Annotated in this window: 14 protein-coding genes and 1 tRNA gene; 10 read left to right on the forward strand and 5 right to left on the reverse strand. The window is 64.5% G+C overall.

What is annotated here, in order from left to right; all coding sequences use genetic code 11:
• The first annotated feature begins 44 nt into the window (after positions 1-44).
• The gene (zapE, locus tag PMO31116_RS08720; RefSeq protein WP_150566374.1) at positions 45-1,091 is read left to right on the forward strand and encodes a cell division protein ZapE; all 1,047 of its coding nucleotides are present in this window, start codon (positions 45-47) and stop codon (positions 1,089-1,091) included.
• 4 nt (positions 1,092-1,095) lie between these two features.
• On the opposite strand, the gene PMO31116_RS08725 is transcribed toward zapE, so the two are convergent.
• A complete protein-coding gene (locus PMO31116_RS08725) occupies positions 1,096-1,989 on the reverse strand; it encodes a LysR family transcriptional regulator (RefSeq protein ID WP_174971007.1) in 894 nt (297 codons plus the stop codon).
• A gap of 108 nt (positions 1,990-2,097) precedes the next feature.
• Between PMO31116_RS08725 and PMO31116_RS08730 the strand changes: the two genes are divergently transcribed.
• Both PMO31116_RS08730 and PMO31116_RS08735 read left to right on the forward strand, forming a co-directional pair.
• A complete protein-coding gene (locus PMO31116_RS08730) occupies positions 2,098-2,874 on the forward strand; it encodes an NAD(P)H-dependent oxidoreductase (protein ID WP_150566376.1) in 777 nt (258 codons plus the stop codon).
• A gap of 94 nt (positions 2,875-2,968) precedes the next feature.
• Positions 2,969-3,595 carry a LysE family translocator gene (locus PMO31116_RS08735; protein ID WP_145864505.1) on the forward strand — a complete coding sequence of 209 codons (627 nt, stop codon included), beginning with the start codon at positions 2,969-2,971 and terminating at the stop codon, positions 3,593-3,595.
• A gap of 52 nt (positions 3,596-3,647) precedes the next feature.
• On the opposite strand, the gene aceE is transcribed toward PMO31116_RS08735, so the two are convergent.
• Positions 3,648-6,326 (reverse strand): pyruvate dehydrogenase (acetyl-transferring), homodimeric type, encoded by a 2,679-nt coding sequence (gene aceE / locus PMO31116_RS08740; RefSeq protein WP_150566377.1) that lies wholly within the window; start codon positions 6,324-6,326, stop codon positions 3,648-3,650.
• Positions 6,327-6,499: 173 nt separating this feature from the next.
• Between aceE and PMO31116_RS08745 the strand changes: the two genes are divergently transcribed.
• Positions 6,500-6,964: a MarR family winged helix-turn-helix transcriptional regulator gene (locus PMO31116_RS08745; RefSeq protein WP_150566378.1), complete on the forward strand. Its 465-nt coding sequence runs from the start codon at positions 6,500-6,502 to the stop codon at positions 6,962-6,964.
• Positions 6,965-7,004: 40 nt separating this feature from the next.
• On the opposite strand, the gene PMO31116_RS08750 is transcribed toward PMO31116_RS08745, so the two are convergent.
• Positions 7,005-8,096 (reverse strand): pyruvate dehydrogenase, encoded by a 1,092-nt coding sequence (locus PMO31116_RS08750; RefSeq protein WP_150566379.1) that lies wholly within the window; start codon positions 8,094-8,096, stop codon positions 7,005-7,007.
• Between the two features lie 215 nt (positions 8,097-8,311).
• Here PMO31116_RS08750 and PMO31116_RS08755 point away from each other — a divergent pair, with 215 nt between their 5' ends.
• Complete coding sequence (locus PMO31116_RS08755) at positions 8,312-8,953, forward strand: glutathione S-transferase family protein (protein ID WP_150566380.1); 642 nt, start codon at positions 8,312-8,314, stop codon at positions 8,951-8,953.
• Positions 8,954-9,031: 78 nt separating this feature from the next.
• On the opposite strand, the gene ggt is transcribed toward PMO31116_RS08755, so the two are convergent.
• Positions 9,032-10,648, reverse strand: coding sequence for a gamma-glutamyltransferase (gene ggt / locus PMO31116_RS08760; protein ID WP_150566552.1), 1,617 nt, complete (start codon positions 10,646-10,648; stop codon positions 9,032-9,034).
• Between the two features lie 451 nt (positions 10,649-11,099).
• Here ggt and PMO31116_RS08765 point away from each other — a divergent pair, with 451 nt between their 5' ends.
• Together PMO31116_RS08765 and PMO31116_RS08770 are read left to right on the forward strand one after the other, a co-directional pair.
• On the forward strand, positions 11,100-11,714 hold the full coding sequence (locus PMO31116_RS08765; RefSeq protein ID WP_150566381.1) for a pyridoxamine 5'-phosphate oxidase family protein: 615 nt from the start codon (positions 11,100-11,102) through the stop codon (positions 11,712-11,714).
• Between the two features lie 327 nt (positions 11,715-12,041).
• Positions 12,042-12,542: a CPBP family intramembrane glutamic endopeptidase gene (locus PMO31116_RS08770; protein ID WP_343038608.1), complete on the forward strand. Its 501-nt coding sequence runs from the start codon at positions 12,042-12,044 to the stop codon at positions 12,540-12,542.
• 125 nt (positions 12,543-12,667) lie between these two features.
• Here the strand turns inward: PMO31116_RS08770 and PMO31116_RS08775 are convergent, their stop codons facing one another.
• Entirely contained in the window at positions 12,668-13,711 is a 1,044-nt protein-coding gene (locus PMO31116_RS08775) for a hypothetical protein (protein ID WP_150566383.1), read from the reverse strand.
• Positions 13,712-14,059: 348 nt separating this feature from the next.
• On the opposite strand from PMO31116_RS08775, the gene PMO31116_RS08780 reads away from it, so the two are divergent.
• From PMO31116_RS08780 to PMO31116_RS08790, 3 genes are all read left to right on the forward strand, one after another.
• Complete coding sequence (locus PMO31116_RS08780; protein ID WP_150566384.1) at positions 14,060-15,007, forward strand: hypothetical protein; 948 nt, start codon at positions 14,060-14,062, stop codon at positions 15,005-15,007.
• Between the two features lie 100 nt (positions 15,008-15,107).
• Positions 15,108-15,181 (forward strand) — tRNA-Gly (locus PMO31116_RS08785).
• A gap of 76 nt (positions 15,182-15,257) precedes the next feature.
• Complete coding sequence (locus tag PMO31116_RS08790; RefSeq protein ID WP_150566385.1) at positions 15,258-16,331, forward strand: glycoside hydrolase family 191 protein; 1,074 nt, start codon at positions 15,258-15,260, stop codon at positions 16,329-16,331.
• Positions 16,332-16,379: the final 48 nt, after the last annotated feature.

The following is a 16,379-nucleotide window of genomic DNA, read 5'->3' on the forward strand; positions in this document are numbered from 1 at the left end:
ACCGGCCGGAGGCGCCGGCCGCCGTTCTCCGGAGTGTTCCTTTCATGATCGATGCCGCGCGCGTGACGCAAGCGCTGGCCGAGCGCCACATCCGCCCCGATCTTCGCCAGCGTGAAGCGATCGCCGCTCTCGCGCGACTGGCGCACCCACGCGCCACCGCGGATCAGGTGGCATTCGACGGCGTGTACTGTCACGGCCTGCCAGGACGCGGCAAGAGCCTGGTGGTCGATGCCGCGTTCTCGGTCGCCGACTGCGAAAAGCGACGCGTGCATTTCCATGAGTTCCTGCGCGACATGCACCGGCAGCTCGTGCGCGAACCCAAATGCGACGACCGGCTCGCCGCGGTTGCGGGCCGCTGGCTCGAAGACGTTGCGTTGCTGTGCTTCGACGAGTTTCACGTCCATGACATCGCGGACGCCTTTCTCATCGGCCGCTTTCTCGATATCGCGCTCGCGCGGGGGGTGCGTCTGGTGCTGACGTCCAACTATGCACCGCAACGGTTGCTTCCCGACCCCGAGTTCCACGAGCGCTTCGAACCGACGATCGCGGTGATTCAGCAACGCTTCGCCATCGTCCATTTCGACGGCGCTACCGATTACCGAATGGGCGGTGAGGCGGCGACGCTTCGGCGCTGGCTATCGCCGCTCGACGGCGCAAGCCGCGTGCTGCCCACGCACTACGCGCAGATCGAGGGCGCCGCCCCCCGCGCGCCGTCCGAGGTGACGCTGGCAGGCCGTTCGCTACCGGCGCGCAGCGCGGGAAACCGCGTGCTGTGGGCGAGCTTCGCGGACCTGTGTGTCGCGCATCGTTCGCATCTCGATTATCTGGCGCTGGTCGAGCGCTGGCAGGCGGTGATCGTCGACGCGTTGCCAGTGGCGCAATTGCGGCGCCCCGATACGCTGCAACGGTTTGCCTGGCTGGTCGACATCTGCTACGACCGTTGCCGCACGCTGGTGATCGCCTCCGACGCCCCGCTTCTCGCCGCACTCGACGCCCTGAGCGACTGGCGCGACCTGTCGCGCACCATCAGCCGGCTCGCCGAGATGGGATCGCTCGATTACGAGCAACGCACGCTCGGGCGAGCTGGCTAGCGCCTCATACCGCTCGAGCGATACACTCGCGAATCCAGCGATGCGCCGGATCGCGATGGACCCGCTCGTGCCACAGCATCGATATCTCGAAGCCCGGCACGTCCACGGGCGCAGCCGTCAATTGCAGCGCCGGGTCATCGCGCACCAGTCGCTCGGGCGCCATCGCCACCAGATCGGTGTTCGCAAGCACCGACTTCAGAAACAGGAAATGCGGCGCGGAGAATACGACGCGCCGCGCCATGCCGAGTTGCGCCAACGCGTCGTCGGTGCCCGCGCGAAAGCCGCCGCCCTCCTGCGAAACAACGGCATGTTCGAGCTCGCAGAACTGCTTGAGCGTGGGCTTGCGCCGAAGCTTCGGATGTCCGCGCCGCGCTGCGAGCACGTACCGTTCGGTGAACAACGTCCTGCGACGTAATCCCTGCGGCGCGCCGTCGGTCGTGTGAAATGCCAGATCGATGACACCCTGCTCGGCCTGTCGAAGCAGCCGCGATGGTGACATGTCGAAGATCGCCAGCCGCGTGTTCGGCGCAACCTCGCGCAGCGACGCCAGGACCGGCAACACGACCGTCGATTCGGTGAAGTCAGTGGCCGCGATCCGCCACGTCACCTCGGCGCTCGCCGGATCGAACGGAGCGTCGGGCGCCACGGCGCGCGAAAGCGATTCGAGCGCGTCGCGCAACGGCGCGCGCAACGCCTCGGCGCGCGCCGTCGGCCGCATACCACGCGGACCCGGCAACAGCAGCGGATCGCCCAGCAGATCACGCAACTTTGCAAGATGCACGCTCACCGCCGGCTGCGACATATGCAAGCGTTCGGCCGCGCGCGTCACATTCTGCTCCACGAGCAGCACGTCCAGCGTGATCAGAAGATTCAGATCGATACGGCGCAAATTATCCATTGTTATACCTGTCATATCAGGAATTCATTTCCAATATACCTTGCCACGCCCTAAGCTGCAGGCATCCCTCTGATTCGTATGCCGCCAGGCGGCCAATGGAGCTTGAAAATGAATGTCCTGATCGTTTATGCCCACCCGCAACCGCGCTCGCTCAACGGGGCGCTGCGGGACTTCGCCGTCCAGCGTCTGGAGGCGGTCGGACATCGTGTGCAGGTCTCGGATCTTTACGCCATGCAGTGGAAGGCCTCGCTCGACGAACACGATGCGCCCGAGCGCGATCCGCGAGAGCCGTTTCATGCGTCGCTGGATTCCAAGCGTGCGTTCGCCGAAGGCACGCAAAGCGCCGACATCGCGCGCGAGCAGGAGAAGCTGCGCTGGGCCGACACGGTGATCTTCCAGTTCCCGATGTGGTGGTTCTCAATGCCCGCGATCATGAAGGGCTGGTTCGACCGCGTGTACGCGTATGGCTTCGCGTACGGTGTGGGCGAACACTCCGACACCCACTGGGGAGACCGCTACGGCGAAGGTTCGATGTCGGGCAAGCGCGCGATGCTCGTCGTGACCACCGGCGGCTGGGACTCGCATTACAGTGCGCGCGGCATCAACGGTCCGATCGACGACCTGCTGTTCCCGATCCAGCACGGCATGCTGTTCTACCCGGGATTGGACGTGCTGCCGCCGGTGGTCGTCCATCGCACGGGCAAGGTCGACGCCGCGCGTTGGGACGCGATCACACACACGCTTGGCGGACGTCTCGACACGCTGGCCACGACCGCGCCGATACCCTATCGCCGCCAGAACTTCGGGGCGTACGACATTCCCGCGCTCACGCTCAAGGACGACGTCGCGCCCGGCCAGACCGGCTTTGCCGCCCACCTCGCCTGACGAGGCCACGCAGCGCGGGCACGTGCATCGCGCTTGCTGAGCGCGTGCGCTTCTGCAAGACTTGGCCATCCGCCACAGTCACCGGTGCTTCGTCATGCAACTCTCCACGCTCGCGATTTATGCCACGGCCGCGCTGATCGGCGGCCTGATCCCCGGCCCCACGACATTGCTCGCGCTCGCCAACGGCATTTCGGGCAACTGGCGCGTGGTGCTCGTCGGGATGTGCGGCGCGGCGCTCTCCGACATGCTCGTGGTCGCGGCGGTCGGCGCCGGACTCGGCGCATTGCTCATGGCGTCGGCGACATGGTTTGCCACGGTCAAATGGGTGGGCGTGGCCTATCTCGTGTGGCTCGCGATACAGCTCTGGCGCAGCCACCCGCGGGACCTGAGCCAGGTGCGCGTCCAATCCGATCTCGGCGCGCGGCGCGTGTTCCTGCGCAGCTTCGGCGTGGCGCTCACCAACCCGAAGATCCTGCTGTTCTTCTCCGCCTTTTTGCCACAGTTCGTCGACACGTCGATGCCGCTCGCGCCGCAGTATGCCGTACTGGCCGTGGTGTCCGCCGCCGTCGATATCGGGGTGATGACGCTCTACGCCACGGGCGGCGTGCAGGCCGCGCGCCTGATGACGGCGCGCGGACTCAAGCGTCTCAATCGTACCTGCGCCGTCGTCATGTTCTCGCTCGCCGGCGGGCTGGCGTTGTACCGCAAGACCGGTCACTGACCGCGCGGGGGAAGCGAGCGCCGCCCCCGCACGCGAGCTTCGGCGCCCGGCGTTACACCGTCGAGGGATCGATCTTCTCGGGGTCGATGCCGTATCGACGAATGGCGTCGCCTACCCGCTCGCGGTCGATGGTGCCGGCATCGGCCAGTGCACCGAGTGCCGCCAGTGCAATGAAGTGACGGTCGACTTCGAAGTAGGCGCGCAGCGATTCGCGCGTGTCGGAGCACCCGAAGCCGTCCGTGCCCAGCGACACGAACCGCCGGTCTTGAACGAACGGCCGGATCTGGTCGGCGACGATTTTCATGTAGTCGGTGGCCACCACCACCGGCCCCGGCCGGTCCGCCAGGCACTGCGCCACGTAAGGCACGCGCGGCGGCCGATCCGGGTGCAGCAGGTTCCAGCGCTGCGCCGCCAGCCCCTCCCGACGTACCTCGGTCAGGCTCGTCGCGCTCCAGATGTCGCTCGACACGCCATAGTCGCCGCGCAACAGTTCGGCGGCGGCCATCACTTCGCGCAGAATCGCGCCGCTGCCCATCAACTGCACGCGAGGTGCGTCTGCGCCCGAAGCCTCGGACGTCGACAGCAGATACAGCCCTTTGAGAATGCCTGGCTCGGCGCCCTGAGGCATTGCCGGATGCACATAGTTCTCGTTGAGCAGCGTGACGTAGTAATACACGTCTTCGTCCTCGACATACATGCGCCGCATGCCGTCCTGCAGAATCACGGCCAGCTCGTACTGGAACGTCGGATCGTAGGACACGCAATTCGGAATCACCGACGCCAGCACATGGCTGTGGCCGTCGTCATGCTGCAGGCCCTCGCCCATGAGCGTGGTCCGCCCCGACGTGGCGCCCAGCAGGAAGCCGCGCGTTCGCGCGTCGCCCGCCGCCCAGGCGAGATCGCCCACGCGCTGCAGCCCGAACATCGAATAGAAAATGTAGAACGGAATCGTGGCAAAGTCGTGTGTGCTGTAGGACGTCCCCGCCGCGATCCAGGACGCCATCGCGCCAGACTCGTTGATGCCCTCCTGCAGGATCTGGCCGTCCTTGGCTTCCTTGTAGTAGCTGAGCTGTCCGGCATCCTGCGGCGTGTAGCGTTGCCCGAGGTAGGAATGGATGCCGATCTGACGGAACAGCGGCTCCATCCCGAAGGTGCGCGACTCGTCCGGCACGATGGGAATCACGCGCTTGCCGATCTCGGGGTCCTTGAGCAGCGTTGTGAGGATGCGCACGAATGCCATCGTCGTCGACATGGCTCGCTCGCCCGAGTCCTTGAGCTGCCCCGCGAAGGCATCGAGCGGAGGAATCGCGAGCGGCGCGCGCAGGCCGAAGCGCGCCGGCTGATGGCCGCCCATGGCGGCACGACGCGCGGCGAAGTAGCGCGCCAGTTCGCTGTCGGGGTCGGGACGCAGATAAGGCATCTCGGCCAGCTGGTCGTCGCTCACCGGCAAGTCGAAGCGATCGCGGAATGCACGCACCGCGTCGGCACTCATCTTCTTGAGCTGGTGATTGACGTTTTGCCCCTCGCCCGCTTCGCCCATGCCGAAGCCCTTGACCGTCTTGGCCAGAATCACCGTGGGACGCCCCTCGGTCTGCATCGCCTGTGCGTAGGCGGCATACACCTTGAGGGCGTCGTGGCCGCCGCGCGCGAGTTGCCAGATCTCGTCGTCGCTCAGGTGCGCGACCATCGCCAGCAACTCCGGCGACGTGCCAAAGAAATGCTCCCGGACGTATGCGCCGTTCTGCGACTTGAACGTCTGATAATCGCCGTCCACGCAGGCCATCATCCGCTCGCGCAGCAGGCCGCGCGTGTCGCGCGCGAGCAGGTCGTCCCAGCCGCTTCCCCAGATCACCTTGATCACGTGCCAGCCCGCCGCACGGAACGTGCCTTCAAGCTCCTGGATGACCTTGCCGTTGCCGCGCACCGGACCGTCCAGCCGCTGCAGGTTGCAATTGACCACGAAGATGAGGTTGTCCAGCCGCTCGCGCCCGCCCAGCGAGATCGCCGCCAGCGCTTCGGGCTGATCCATCTCGCCATCGCCCAGGAACGCCCACACCTTGCGTCCCTGATGCGGCTTGAGACCGCGATATTCGAGATAACGCATATAGCGCGCCTGATAGGCGGCCGTGATCGGACCGAGCCCCATGGACACCGTCGGGAACTGCCAGAAGTCGGGCATCAGGCGCGGATGCGGATACGACGGAATGCCATCGCGCCCTGCCTCTCTGCGGAAATTGTCGAGCTGGGCCTCGGAGAGGCGCCCCTCGACGAAGGCGCGCGCGTAGATCCCCGGTGCCGAGTGCCCCTGCACGTAGATCATGTCGCCGTCGAACGCTTCGGTGCGCCCCCGGAAGAAGTGATCGAAGCCGACGTCGTACAGCACCGCCGCCGACTGATAGGTCGCGATGTGCCCGCCCACGTTCGAATGTTTCCCCGCACGCAACACCATCACCATGGCATTCCAGCGAATGAACGCATTCAGGCGCCGCTCGATGGCGAGATCGCCGGGATAGGCCGGCTGACGCGAGACCGGGATCGTATTGACGTAGTCCGTGGTCACGCGGCCATGGAAGTCGCCGTGACGCGCGAAATCCCACGCCGCCAGACGATCGATCAGGAAGTGCGCGCGCGAGCGGCCCTCCACGGCAGTCACGCCCTCGAGCGCGTCGAGCCACTCACGTGTCTCCTGAATATCGGTGTCGGCACTCGCCGCCACGGGCAATTGGGTCATGACAGATCTCCTTGGAATCACCGGGAACCCGTCGGGCGCCCCAGCAGGAACAGCAAAACGAAATGGCAACGACGCATTGAATTGCATTTGCAATCGTCTCGCAAGCCATTCTAGCGATGTACAATTGCAACTGCAACTCACAAGCGAATATCGAATACCACAAGAGGACATTCATGAGTACGACCGAACCCGATCTTTGGTTCTCTTTCGTGCGGGCGCACCGCACGATGATTCGCGAGATCGAGCGCCGGCTGGCGCAGGCGGGGTTGCCCGCCTATGCCTGGTACGACGCGCTCTGGGGACTGGAGAGCGGGCCGCAGGGCACGCGGCGCATGCATGAGCTGGCGGACGTGCTGGCCATCGAGCGTTACAACCTCACGCGCCTGATCGATCGGCTGGAGCAGGAAGCGCTCGTCACCCGCACGCGCGATCCCGACGACGGACGCGCGGCCTACGCGACCATCACCGACAAGGGCCGTGCACTGCGCAAGAAGATGTGGAAGGTGTACCAGGCCACCGTTTCGGAACTTTTCCTGAGCCAGTTCCGGGATCGCGACATTGCGCCGGTGGCCGAGGCGCTCGATCGTGCCAGTGCCGCGGCGAAGGCTTTGCTGGCCAATGCGAAAGAGGCGAAGTAGATAAAGGCCTCGACGCGCTGACCCGGCGCAGCATCGCCCGTCAGGCCATGCCGTATCGCCGAGTTGCCTGCGCGATGCGTGTCGCCGGTATCGCGCCGTCGCTCACGAGCAGGCGCAGCGCATTGAGTACGATCCAACGTACGCCCGGCGTCTCGCCTGGCGTGATGTCGTCCACGCCCACGTCGACGTCATCTCCGCCCAGGGCCGCGAAGCGCGCGGGCACGAAAGCGCCGATCTGGTTGGCGATGTACCTCGCGTAGCCGGTGACCGCGAGCACCGGCACGGCGCAGCCGGCCAGGCAACGGGACAGGTGCGCCGTCTCGGCCCCGGCGTCGGCGCCAAGCAACGACCGATGCGCGGATTGTGCGGCCTCGCGCGCCAGACGCGTGTAGCTCGGACAACTCCAGATCTCGCTGGCCACGCCCCAATCCAGTTGCAGCCAGCGGGCAGCCTCCAGAACGTTGGCCATGGCGCCGCCCGCGCCGCACAGGCGAATCGCGTAAGGGGGGTGCGTCCGCGGGAGTGCGCGCACACGATACATGCCCCGAAACGCGTCAACCGCATCGGTCTTGCTCAGGGCAGGCCCATCCGTGCCCGATGCGTCGTGCGCGCTCAGGTAGCAGAACCCCGACTCGCCGCGCACGTACAACGCGTCGAGTGCCTCGCACAGCAAGGCCCGAAGTTCCTGCGCCGGTGCCGGGTCATACGGCAGCCATTCCGATTGCGCGGCGAGCCACAGCGGCAGCTCGAGCCGCACGCGCGAGCGCCGGTCGCCCGACACCACGCTGGCGTCGTTGAGGATGATGCCTCGACCGCTCGGCACCGCCCGTGCCGCCCGAGCCACCCCCTTGACCTCCACGCCTGCGGACAGCACGGCACGCAATGACGGCGCGCGCAGCCGATACAGCAGCGGCCGCTCGAACGCGGCCGGGTCGCGAAACCAGGTCGCGACGGCGCTCGACAGGGCCCCGGGCATCGTCTTGTCGTACTGCGATGTACCGGGTGCGTCCCGCATGGCGGCATCCACGACCCAGATCCGCTCGGGCGCCTCCCCCTGCGCAAGGGCATGCAGCATTCGATCGAGGGCTCGCGATGGCGACGCCGCGTGCGCCGCGCCAGCCTGCATTGCCATCAGCCTCCCGATACCGGCAAGCGCCGCTCGCCGTGTCCCGGCATTCGCCGCAAGACCGCCTCGCCCCGACACCGCTGTCATGTTGCCTCTTCCCCACCTTGTGAAGCTGACGGAAAACCCATAGGATTGCAATTGCAATCATTGTATTTGCAATCGCAAATCGTGGCAATCGCGTTGCTCGCCACGCACTCGATTTTGTCTCCCGGAGCCATCGCATGAATTCGTCACTCACGCTTTACACTGCCGACACCCCGAATGGCCTTAAGGTCAGCCTGTATCTCCATGAAGCGGCATTGCCCTATCGGCAGGTGGATGTCGACCTGTCCGCCGGGGAGCAGAAGCGCCCCGATTTTCTGCAACGCAATCCCAATGGCAAGATCCCGGTGATCGTCGATCACGAGCGCGATCTCACGGTCTTCGAGTCGGGCGCGATCCTGACCTATCTGGCCACGAAGACCGGCGTGTTGCAGCCCATGACGCAGGCAAAGGCGTTAGCGGTCGACCAATGGCTGCATTTCCAGATTGGCGGCATCGGCCCCATGCTGGGGCAGTTGTGGTGGTTTCTGCACGGATCGAAAACGGGCAACGAGGAAGCCATCGCGCGCTATCGGAAGGAGTCGCTGCGGCTGATCGGCGTGGTCGACGCCCGCCTGGCTGTGTCTCCATACCTCGCGACCGACGACTATTCGATTGCCGACATCGCCGCGTTCGCATGGCTGCGCACGCATCATGAACTGGACCTGGATATCACCCCGTTCCCGCATCTGCAGCGGTGGCTCGCGCAAATCGAAGCGCGCCCGGCCGTGCAGTCGGGGATCGCGGCAAACCGGGCAGGCGCGACGCGCCGGCAGGCGTAAGCCCGCGTTACCCTCGGGCGTCGGTTTGCGCGCGGCACGCACCGGGTCTCATTGCAAGGCGCGGTGCGTGCGGCGCCCTCAGTCCCCTGCCGCGAGTCCGTCGCCGCGCGGGTCCGACGCGCCTTGTCGCACGCCCGTGACCGGATCGATGAGGATCGCACCCGCGTGTCCCATCGTGTCGGTGAACGGTTCCACCACCTTCACCGGTTGATCGCGACGCCTGAGTTCGTCCGTCACGGCGGCGGACACCCGACCTTCGATCTTGAGATCGTTGGACGACACGCCCCAGGTGCGGCCGTAAAGCCAGCGCGGTGCGTTGATCGCATCCTGCGGCGACATGCCGAAATCGACGATGCGCGTCACGATCGCCGCCTGCGTTTGCGGTTGCCCTTCGCCGCCCATCGTGCCGTAGACCAGATACGGCTTGCCGTCCTTGAGCAACATCGCGGGATTGAGCGTGTGGAACGTGCGCTTGCGCGGTTCGAGATGGTTGACGTGCTTCGGATCGAGCGAGAAGAACGATCCGCGATTCTGCATGAGGATGCCCGTGCCCTTCGGCACAATGCCCGAACCGAAGTCGTAGTAGATGCTTTGAATCAGCGACACGGCGTTGCCGTCCCGATCCACCACGCCGAACCAGACCGTGTCTCCTTTCGGGTCCATCGGCGTCACCTCATTGTCCGCGCGCGCCATGTCGATGCGTGCGGCCTGCGCTTCGGCGTGCCTGGTCGACAGCAGCGCGTCCAGCGGGATCTCGACGAAGTCCGGATCCGAGAGATACCGATCGCGATCCGCGAACGCCTGCTTCGTGGCCTCCACCATCAGGTGGTAATAGTCCGCCGTGCCCTCGCCGAGCGACTTCACGTCGAACCGGTTCAGGATGTTGAGGATTTCCAGCGATGCGAATCCCTGCGTATTCGGCGGGAAATTGTAAGCGTCGAAGCCCCGGTATTTCACGGTAATCGGCTCGACCCAGTCCGCGCGATGGCGCGCGAAGTCGTCGAGCGTGAGCATGCCGCCGTTGGCCTGGAGATCGCTCACGATCCTGTGTGCAATCTCCCCTTTGTAAAACACCTCCGCGCCTTGCCGCGCAATCTCTTCGAGCGTGCCGGCCAGTTCCGGCTGCTTGAGCGTCTCGCCGAGCTGATATGGCTTGCCGCCGGGCTTGAGGAAGATCTTCCGGAAACCCTCGTATTGCTGGAGATTGCGATACACCGGGTCGGACGTATCGACGTTGATCGCCTCCCATTTCGCCAGCGACGGCGTCACGACGAAGCCCTCCTTCGCATAGTGCACCGCGTCGCTCAGCAGATCGCGCCAGGGGAGGCTGTTCCCCATCGACGTCCGTGCGTAGCGATAGGCCGCATCCCAACCTGAAACCGCGCCGGGCACCGTGTTGACCGACAGGTAGCCGCGCGGTGGTATAGCGCTCAACCCCTTGTCCCTATAGAACTGGAGCGTGGCGTGCTCACCCGAACGGCCGCTGGCATTCAGCGCCCGAAGCGTTTTCGTTTTCGCGTTATAAATGAGCCAGAAGTTGTCGCCGCCGATCGTGTTCATCTGCGGGTACACGACGGAAATCGTCGAGGCGACGGCGATGGCCGCATCGACGGCATTCCCACCTCGCTGAAGGACTTTCAGTCCCGCCTGTGTCGCCAGATGGTTCGACGAGGTGACCATGCCACCCAAGGTCATCGGGTTCGCACAGCGCGACGGGGTGTCGCAGTACGTCCCGACAGGGGGCGCCGCGACCGCCGTGTGGCCGAACGTCAACATGACAACCGCAGCGCACCAGCGATATTTCGAAAGCATGCCGTTCATGCTTGTCTCCTAATAATTATTTAATTCGTTAACCTAAACGTCTCCTTGTGAATCCATCACCAGATATATCCGATCAAAAATGCCGGGAAATCCGCATTGCTACGTGCGCCCCATACGCAGAAATACTGATCGCAATCGCACATGAAAAATGCGCATCAATGCGCGACGTCATTGATCGGCGATGCGCTCGATGCGCTGCCTGCGCCGATTAGCGTCAATGTGGTAAAAGCGTGGAAAGCGTTCGCCGGGAGTTCAGGCCGACCGCCCCTGCGGGCCAGCCGGCCCGCATTTCCCATCGACGGACCGAATACGGAGAGAGCGCGGCATGAGTCATGACGTGAGCAGCGTGGAACAGCTCGAGACCCTTTACGGCGCGCCGGGCGAGCGTGCGATATGGAAGGAGCTGACGTACCTCAACGAGGACTATCAGGCCTTTGTGAAGGCAAGCCCATTCGTCGTGCTCGCGTCGGTCGGCGCCCATGGCACCGATTGCTCGCCGAAAGGCGATGGCGCCGGCTTCGTCCGGATTCTCGACGAGCGAACGCTCGCCATGCCTGATCGTCCCGGCAACAACCGGATCGACAACTTGCGCAACATCGTCGGCGACCCGCGCGTGTCGCTGCTCTTCCTGATCCCCGGCGTTGGTGAGACGCTGCGCGTGAACGGTCGTGCACGAATCTCAGTGGACCCCGATCTGCTCGTCCAGTTCGAGGTCAACGGCAAACTGCCGAAGACCGTCATCGTCGTGAGCATCGACGCGGTGTATTTTCACTGTGCGAAGTCCGTCGTTCGATCGCGTCTTTGGGACCCCGCATCGCAGATCCCGCGAGAGACGCTTCCCAGCACCGGCGCGATGCACAAGCGGCTGAGCGGCTGGCATTTCGACGGCGAGACCTATGACCGCGACCTACAGAAAAACACCCTGGCGGGCCTGTACTGATTCGGACTCGGGGCGGGCCCTCGCAATGACGGCGTAATGCGGCAACCTGTGACATCACGCGTCGCGGGTTGCCTTATCGCTGCGAGAATCCGAATCGCTTCACATGCCTAAGCATCTTTCGAAATATTGACGGGCATTTTTCGGCGTCATGCTGTTGGACTCGGGCGAGCGGGGGTTCGTCGGTGTCGCAAGTCAAGACGGCATTCGGGTGCCGGCGTCGCTCACCAGGGCGACCCGCGCCCCGGGGGAGCCGCGAGCTTCACCGGGCGCGTCGATAACCATCAGATCAGAGAATCATAAAAAAAGTGAAAGCCAGGCCGGGGAATACTGCTTTCCGAATCTACTGGAAGCGTTCTTTGTGGTGATCGCCCTTTATTTCGTCGAGAGCTCGGCGCCTTCGCAATGGTCTGCCTCATTGCTCCCTTCGTCGAAGAGATGCTGTATCGCGGGATCATCCTGCGCAGTTTTCTGCGTCAGTATCCGGCGGGCACGGCCATCGCTCACTCGGCCGCGGTGTTCGGCCTGGCGCACCTGAATGTGTATCAGTTCGTGGTGGCGCTCATCATCGGGCTGATCATCGGGAAGATGTACGAACGCACGCGCTCGCTGGTGCCGGGCATTCTGCTGCACATGTTCTACAACACGTCGGTGGTGGTGCTCACGATGCATCTTCCTGCCGACGATAAGACGCCGAGCGTTTTCGACCTTCCGGCAATTGCGTGGTTGTTGTCGCTCGCCAGCGGCGGCGCGGGGGCGTTCACGCTTTACAAGCTGTTGGCGGCCGCACCGCCGACGCGGGCGAATACCGCGCGGCTCGCCGACGATTAGCGGCGGGTGCCAATCGGGCACCGTATGCGTTCCGACGGCGCCAGGCGCGCATGCGAAATACCACGCGGCTCGGCGCCGCGTTGTTGCCTTGCGGCGCCGCTGGTCGCATGGGCGCCATCGCGCCGCTAACGGACGGCGCCCGCCTTTTTGAGCGGGCCGTTCGGCACGGTGTCTTTCGACAGGATGCCGCCGCAGGTGCCTCGCAGCGCCGAACCGTCCCACTCGATATGGCTTTGCGCTCGGATATCGCTGGACGGACACGCCACGAAGTGGATGGGTGAGGCGTTGTTCGGCGCCACCTGCGAGTCGGTACCGCCGGGCATGATCGACGGCGTTGCGCTGGGGTAGGCGGTCCTGGCTCCGCAGAGGGCGTCCTTGAGTACGCCCGTGCTGGCATCCAGTCGGCTGGCGCCCGACAGATTGACGAAGCAGTAGCGGACCGCCACCGGGAAATCGCAGGTGTTGGTGAAATTGATCGAGTACTTCGTGCGACTCAGGCGTACGCATTGGTTGGCAGCGGGCACAGTGGGGTTCAGATCGCTGCGCGATCCCCCGGACGGATTCGGCGAAACGCCCTCGACGGTGGATTGCGTGCTTCCGCGCATGGCGGTGCCCAGCGCGGCGAGTTGTGCGGCGTTCCTGCCGCCGCCGGCGGCCACGCCCTGCATTGCCGCGCCAACCATCGCGAGTGCCGTCCCCACGCCGGAGGACGACTCGCTCTCCCTGGGTTTGTAGGTCGTGCTGGCGTTCTTCCCGTCGGTATAGTTCCGGACGCTGTAGCCGTTGGTTTCGGCGCCGGTGATGAGGTTGCCGCGCGAGAAGCGTCCGGATCGTGTGGTGGGGCCGCCATTGAACTTCTCCCCGTTCATCCACAGCTCGCCCACGCCGTCGCGAAGGCCCGCCTTCATTTCGCCGTCGTAGCGCATCATGAGCGTCGAGCCTCCGTAGCCGAGCAGGGTGCCGTTCCCGCTGGTCAGACCGCCCTGACATTCCCCGGACCACGTGTAGCGCTCCCAAACCCCGTACACCGAGCAGTCGGGACGGTCATCCAGGGCCACCGGAACGCCGGTCTTGTGCGTCGGTCCGGGCAATCCGCAGCCCGCAAGCATGACGGCCAGCGCGATTGTCGCAATGCCGGCCAGACGCCGCTGCCAACGATCTGTTCTCATTTTCGCTCCCCGTTATTGGATTTTGACTTTCGGGGATTCTAGGAGGACGCGTCGCGGCGGCGCATCGTTCATTTGACGGATGCGGTTGGCTTGGCGCGACTTCATACGAGCGGGTCACGCGTGCTGACCCGCAGGTGAGAACTCTGGGGGAAGCCACCCGCATGCTTCTCGGCGTGAGACGCACGCGGACGTTATTGAAGATTAAGGTTTGCCAGGCATCCCCCAAATGATCTCCGCGCCTCCCACAAGCCGGGATCGGGGAAGCTGTCATCATTCGAACAGTGGATGCCGGCGTCTGCCCGCCTCGTTACCTTGTTGCACACGGAACGAACATTTTGGGAGGGGGTTATGACTCACGGGCGGATGGCCGGGCAACGCACAATAATCACGCTGGTCCTGGCCGGCACCGTCGCCCTTTTGAGCGGCTGCGCAGCGATGCCCAAATATTCGACGCCAACATTGATCAGTCTCGACAATCACCCCGATTGCTCCGTGATCGGAACATGGGAGCACTACACGTGGTCGGGTAGGTGCGAATCGGGCTGGGCTACCGGCTATGGCGAGTTGAAGGGATACAGCGGGTCCAGCCTGACGTATCGGTACATCGGAGAAATGAAACGCGGGCAGCGTCACGGCGCCGGTCAGGCGTGGACCGATGGAAGCTCTCTCCAGGCGGGGCCGACAACGTTGAGCGGGGTCTTCTATCAGGATCGACTCAAAGACGGCGTGCGCGCGAACAATCGCGGTAGTTGGCCTTACACCAACGGTAAGCAGGGCGACTTTGTCCCGGCATCGTCAAGCAGCACCGGGTCGGCAGCGTTTGCCGTCGCCGCCGGTCTGCTCTCGGGCGTAGCCCAAGGCGCCGCCGCTACCGGGGGAAAGAACTCGGCACAATTCAATGCCCTCAGCGCAGCACTCCAGGACACGGCATCTTCCAGTGTCACTGGACGGGCGCGTTCGGCAAATGTTGCGTCAGGGGCCGAGTCGAGTTCGCCGGTCAACGGCTGCGCACACCTCGTGCCGGTTCTCAAACCTGCCTACAACGACGCCGACATGTTCATCGAGAACAGCTGTTCGTACCCGATCGTCGTTGTCGTATGCAACGTCGCTGCGACGTCGCAGTCCTGCACGCACCAGTATTCGGAAGTTAAACCTAACGGCAGATATGGGCTGGGAGGCGGATTCCTGCCGAAGCGTGTTTACGCGTCCTTCAGTTGCAAAGCGCCGTTCTATCCCAACGTTCGACTCGACGGCGGAGCGTTGTCGGGCGGATGCTCCAGTATTCCAGCCTACTAGCCGGCCACCCGAACCCTTCCCATTTGGCCCAGCATCGTAGTCACGTGCTAGGCGCATGGATTGCCAAGAACCCCCAACCCCGCGTAGAATGGCGTTCTTCGCGGGCGTCGTATAATGGTAATACCCTAGCTTCCCAAGCTAGAGCCGTGGGTTCGATTCCCATCGCCCGCTCCACAGCATGTTTCAGCAGCTTTCGCAGCACTCATCGATCAGCCGTCGCACAGACGGCTTTTTTGCGTCTATCGCATCCATGACGACTCACGCTCGGCAAGTCGGTCTGCACGGTGTCCCGCATCATGCGCGGGCCGCGAGTTCATGGCTGCGCCGCGTTACGCGTCCACTTCTCGCCCTTCCCGCCCTCCTCACCCTCCTCGCCTTCGCGACACAGGTCGCGTCGGCGCAAACGCCCACACCGCATCGCGCGGCCGTCGCCGCACCGCCCGGGCGCGATATCGGTATCGGCGCCCCATGGGTCAGCTACTACGGCAACGTCGCCCGCCTCGACCTCGCTCGCATGGCGAACACCTTCCGACTCGTCGATATCGACGCCGATCCCGATCAAGGCAACGTCACGCCCGCGCAGATCGCCGCGCTCAAAGCCGGCGGCAAGAACCGCGTCATCAGTTATCTCAATCTCGGCGCCTGCGAGCGCTTTCGCGCTTATTGGCACCACGCCCCCGCCGGCTTCGTCCCCTGCGGCAGCAATCACCCCGCGCATCTGGGGCGCTACAACGGCTACCGCGATGAGACCTGGATGAACCCGTCCAACCCGGCGTACCGCAAGCTCATCGTCTCGTACGTCGCGCCGCGGTTGATCGCTCAAGGCGTCGACGGCTTCTATCTCGATAATCTCGAACTCATCGAACACGGCGTGCGAACCCCCAATGGCCCCTGTGACGCCACCTGCCAGCAAGGCGCGCTCGATCTCGTGCGCGAACTTCGCGAAGCCTTCCCCGACAAGATCCTCGTCATGCAGAACGCCACCGGCTCGGCCACGCTGGAAGGCATCACCGGCGGCGTCGCCTTCGCTTCCCTGCTCGACGGCATTGCACACGAGGAGGTCTATGCCCCAACGTACGACGCCGATGTCGAGCGCGAATTGGAGAAGTGGTCACAACGGCGTGCCGACGCGCCAGGACACAAGCTCTGGATCGGCACGCTCGACTATGTCGGCGGATGCAGCAACACGCATCAGGCGAAAATCGTCTTCGCCCGCAGTCGGGCGCATGGCTTCAGCCCGTCCGTGAGCGACGCCAGTGCCGGCCAGAACGTCGTGTGCTACTGGGGATCGAATGGCCGCATGTGGATCAAGGAGCGCGACTAAGCGCCCGCTTCACCTGCTCAGGAGTAAGGCACCTGAGCAAGCCAACCC

Origin of the sequence: Pandoraea morbifera, assembly GCF_902459575.1 — a bacterium.
GTDB classification, from domain to species: Bacteria; Pseudomonadota; Gammaproteobacteria; order Burkholderiales; family Burkholderiaceae; genus Pandoraea; species Pandoraea morbifera.

Coding starts and splice junctions, on each gene's coding strand:
- zapE (WP_150566374.1), top strand. CDS start 45: ATGATCGATGCCGCGCGCGTGACGCAAGCGCTGGCCGAGCGCCACATC.
- PMO31116_RS08725 (WP_174971007.1), bottom strand. CDS start 1,989: ATGGATAATTTGCGCCGTATCGATCTGAATCTTCTGATCACGCTGGAC.
- PMO31116_RS08730 (WP_150566376.1), top strand. CDS start 2,098: ATGAATGTCCTGATCGTTTATGCCCACCCGCAACCGCGCTCGCTCAAC.
- PMO31116_RS08735 (WP_145864505.1), top strand. CDS start 2,969: ATGCAACTCTCCACGCTCGCGATTTATGCCACGGCCGCGCTGATCGGC.
- aceE (WP_150566377.1), bottom strand. CDS start 6,326: ATGACCCAATTGCCCGTGGCGGCGAGTGCCGACACCGATATTCAGGAG.
- PMO31116_RS08745 (WP_150566378.1), top strand. CDS start 6,500: ATGAGTACGACCGAACCCGATCTTTGGTTCTCTTTCGTGCGGGCGCAC.
- PMO31116_RS08750 (WP_150566379.1), bottom strand. CDS start 8,096: ATGGCAATGCAGGCTGGCGCGGCGCACGCGGCGTCGCCATCGCGAGCC.
- PMO31116_RS08755 (WP_150566380.1), top strand. CDS start 8,312: ATGAATTCGTCACTCACGCTTTACACTGCCGACACCCCGAATGGCCTT.
- ggt (WP_150566552.1), bottom strand. CDS start 10,648: ATGACCTTGGGTGGCATGGTCACCTCGTCGAACCATCTGGCGACACAG.
- PMO31116_RS08765 (WP_150566381.1), top strand. CDS start 11,100: ATGAGTCATGACGTGAGCAGCGTGGAACAGCTCGAGACCCTTTACGGC.
- PMO31116_RS08775 (WP_150566383.1), bottom strand. CDS start 13,711: ATGAGAACAGATCGTTGGCAGCGGCGTCTGGCCGGCATTGCGACAATC.
- PMO31116_RS08780 (WP_150566384.1), top strand. CDS start 14,060: ATGACTCACGGGCGGATGGCCGGGCAACGCACAATAATCACGCTGGTC.
- PMO31116_RS08790 (WP_150566385.1), top strand. CDS start 15,258: ATGACGACTCACGCTCGGCAAGTCGGTCTGCACGGTGTCCCGCATCAT.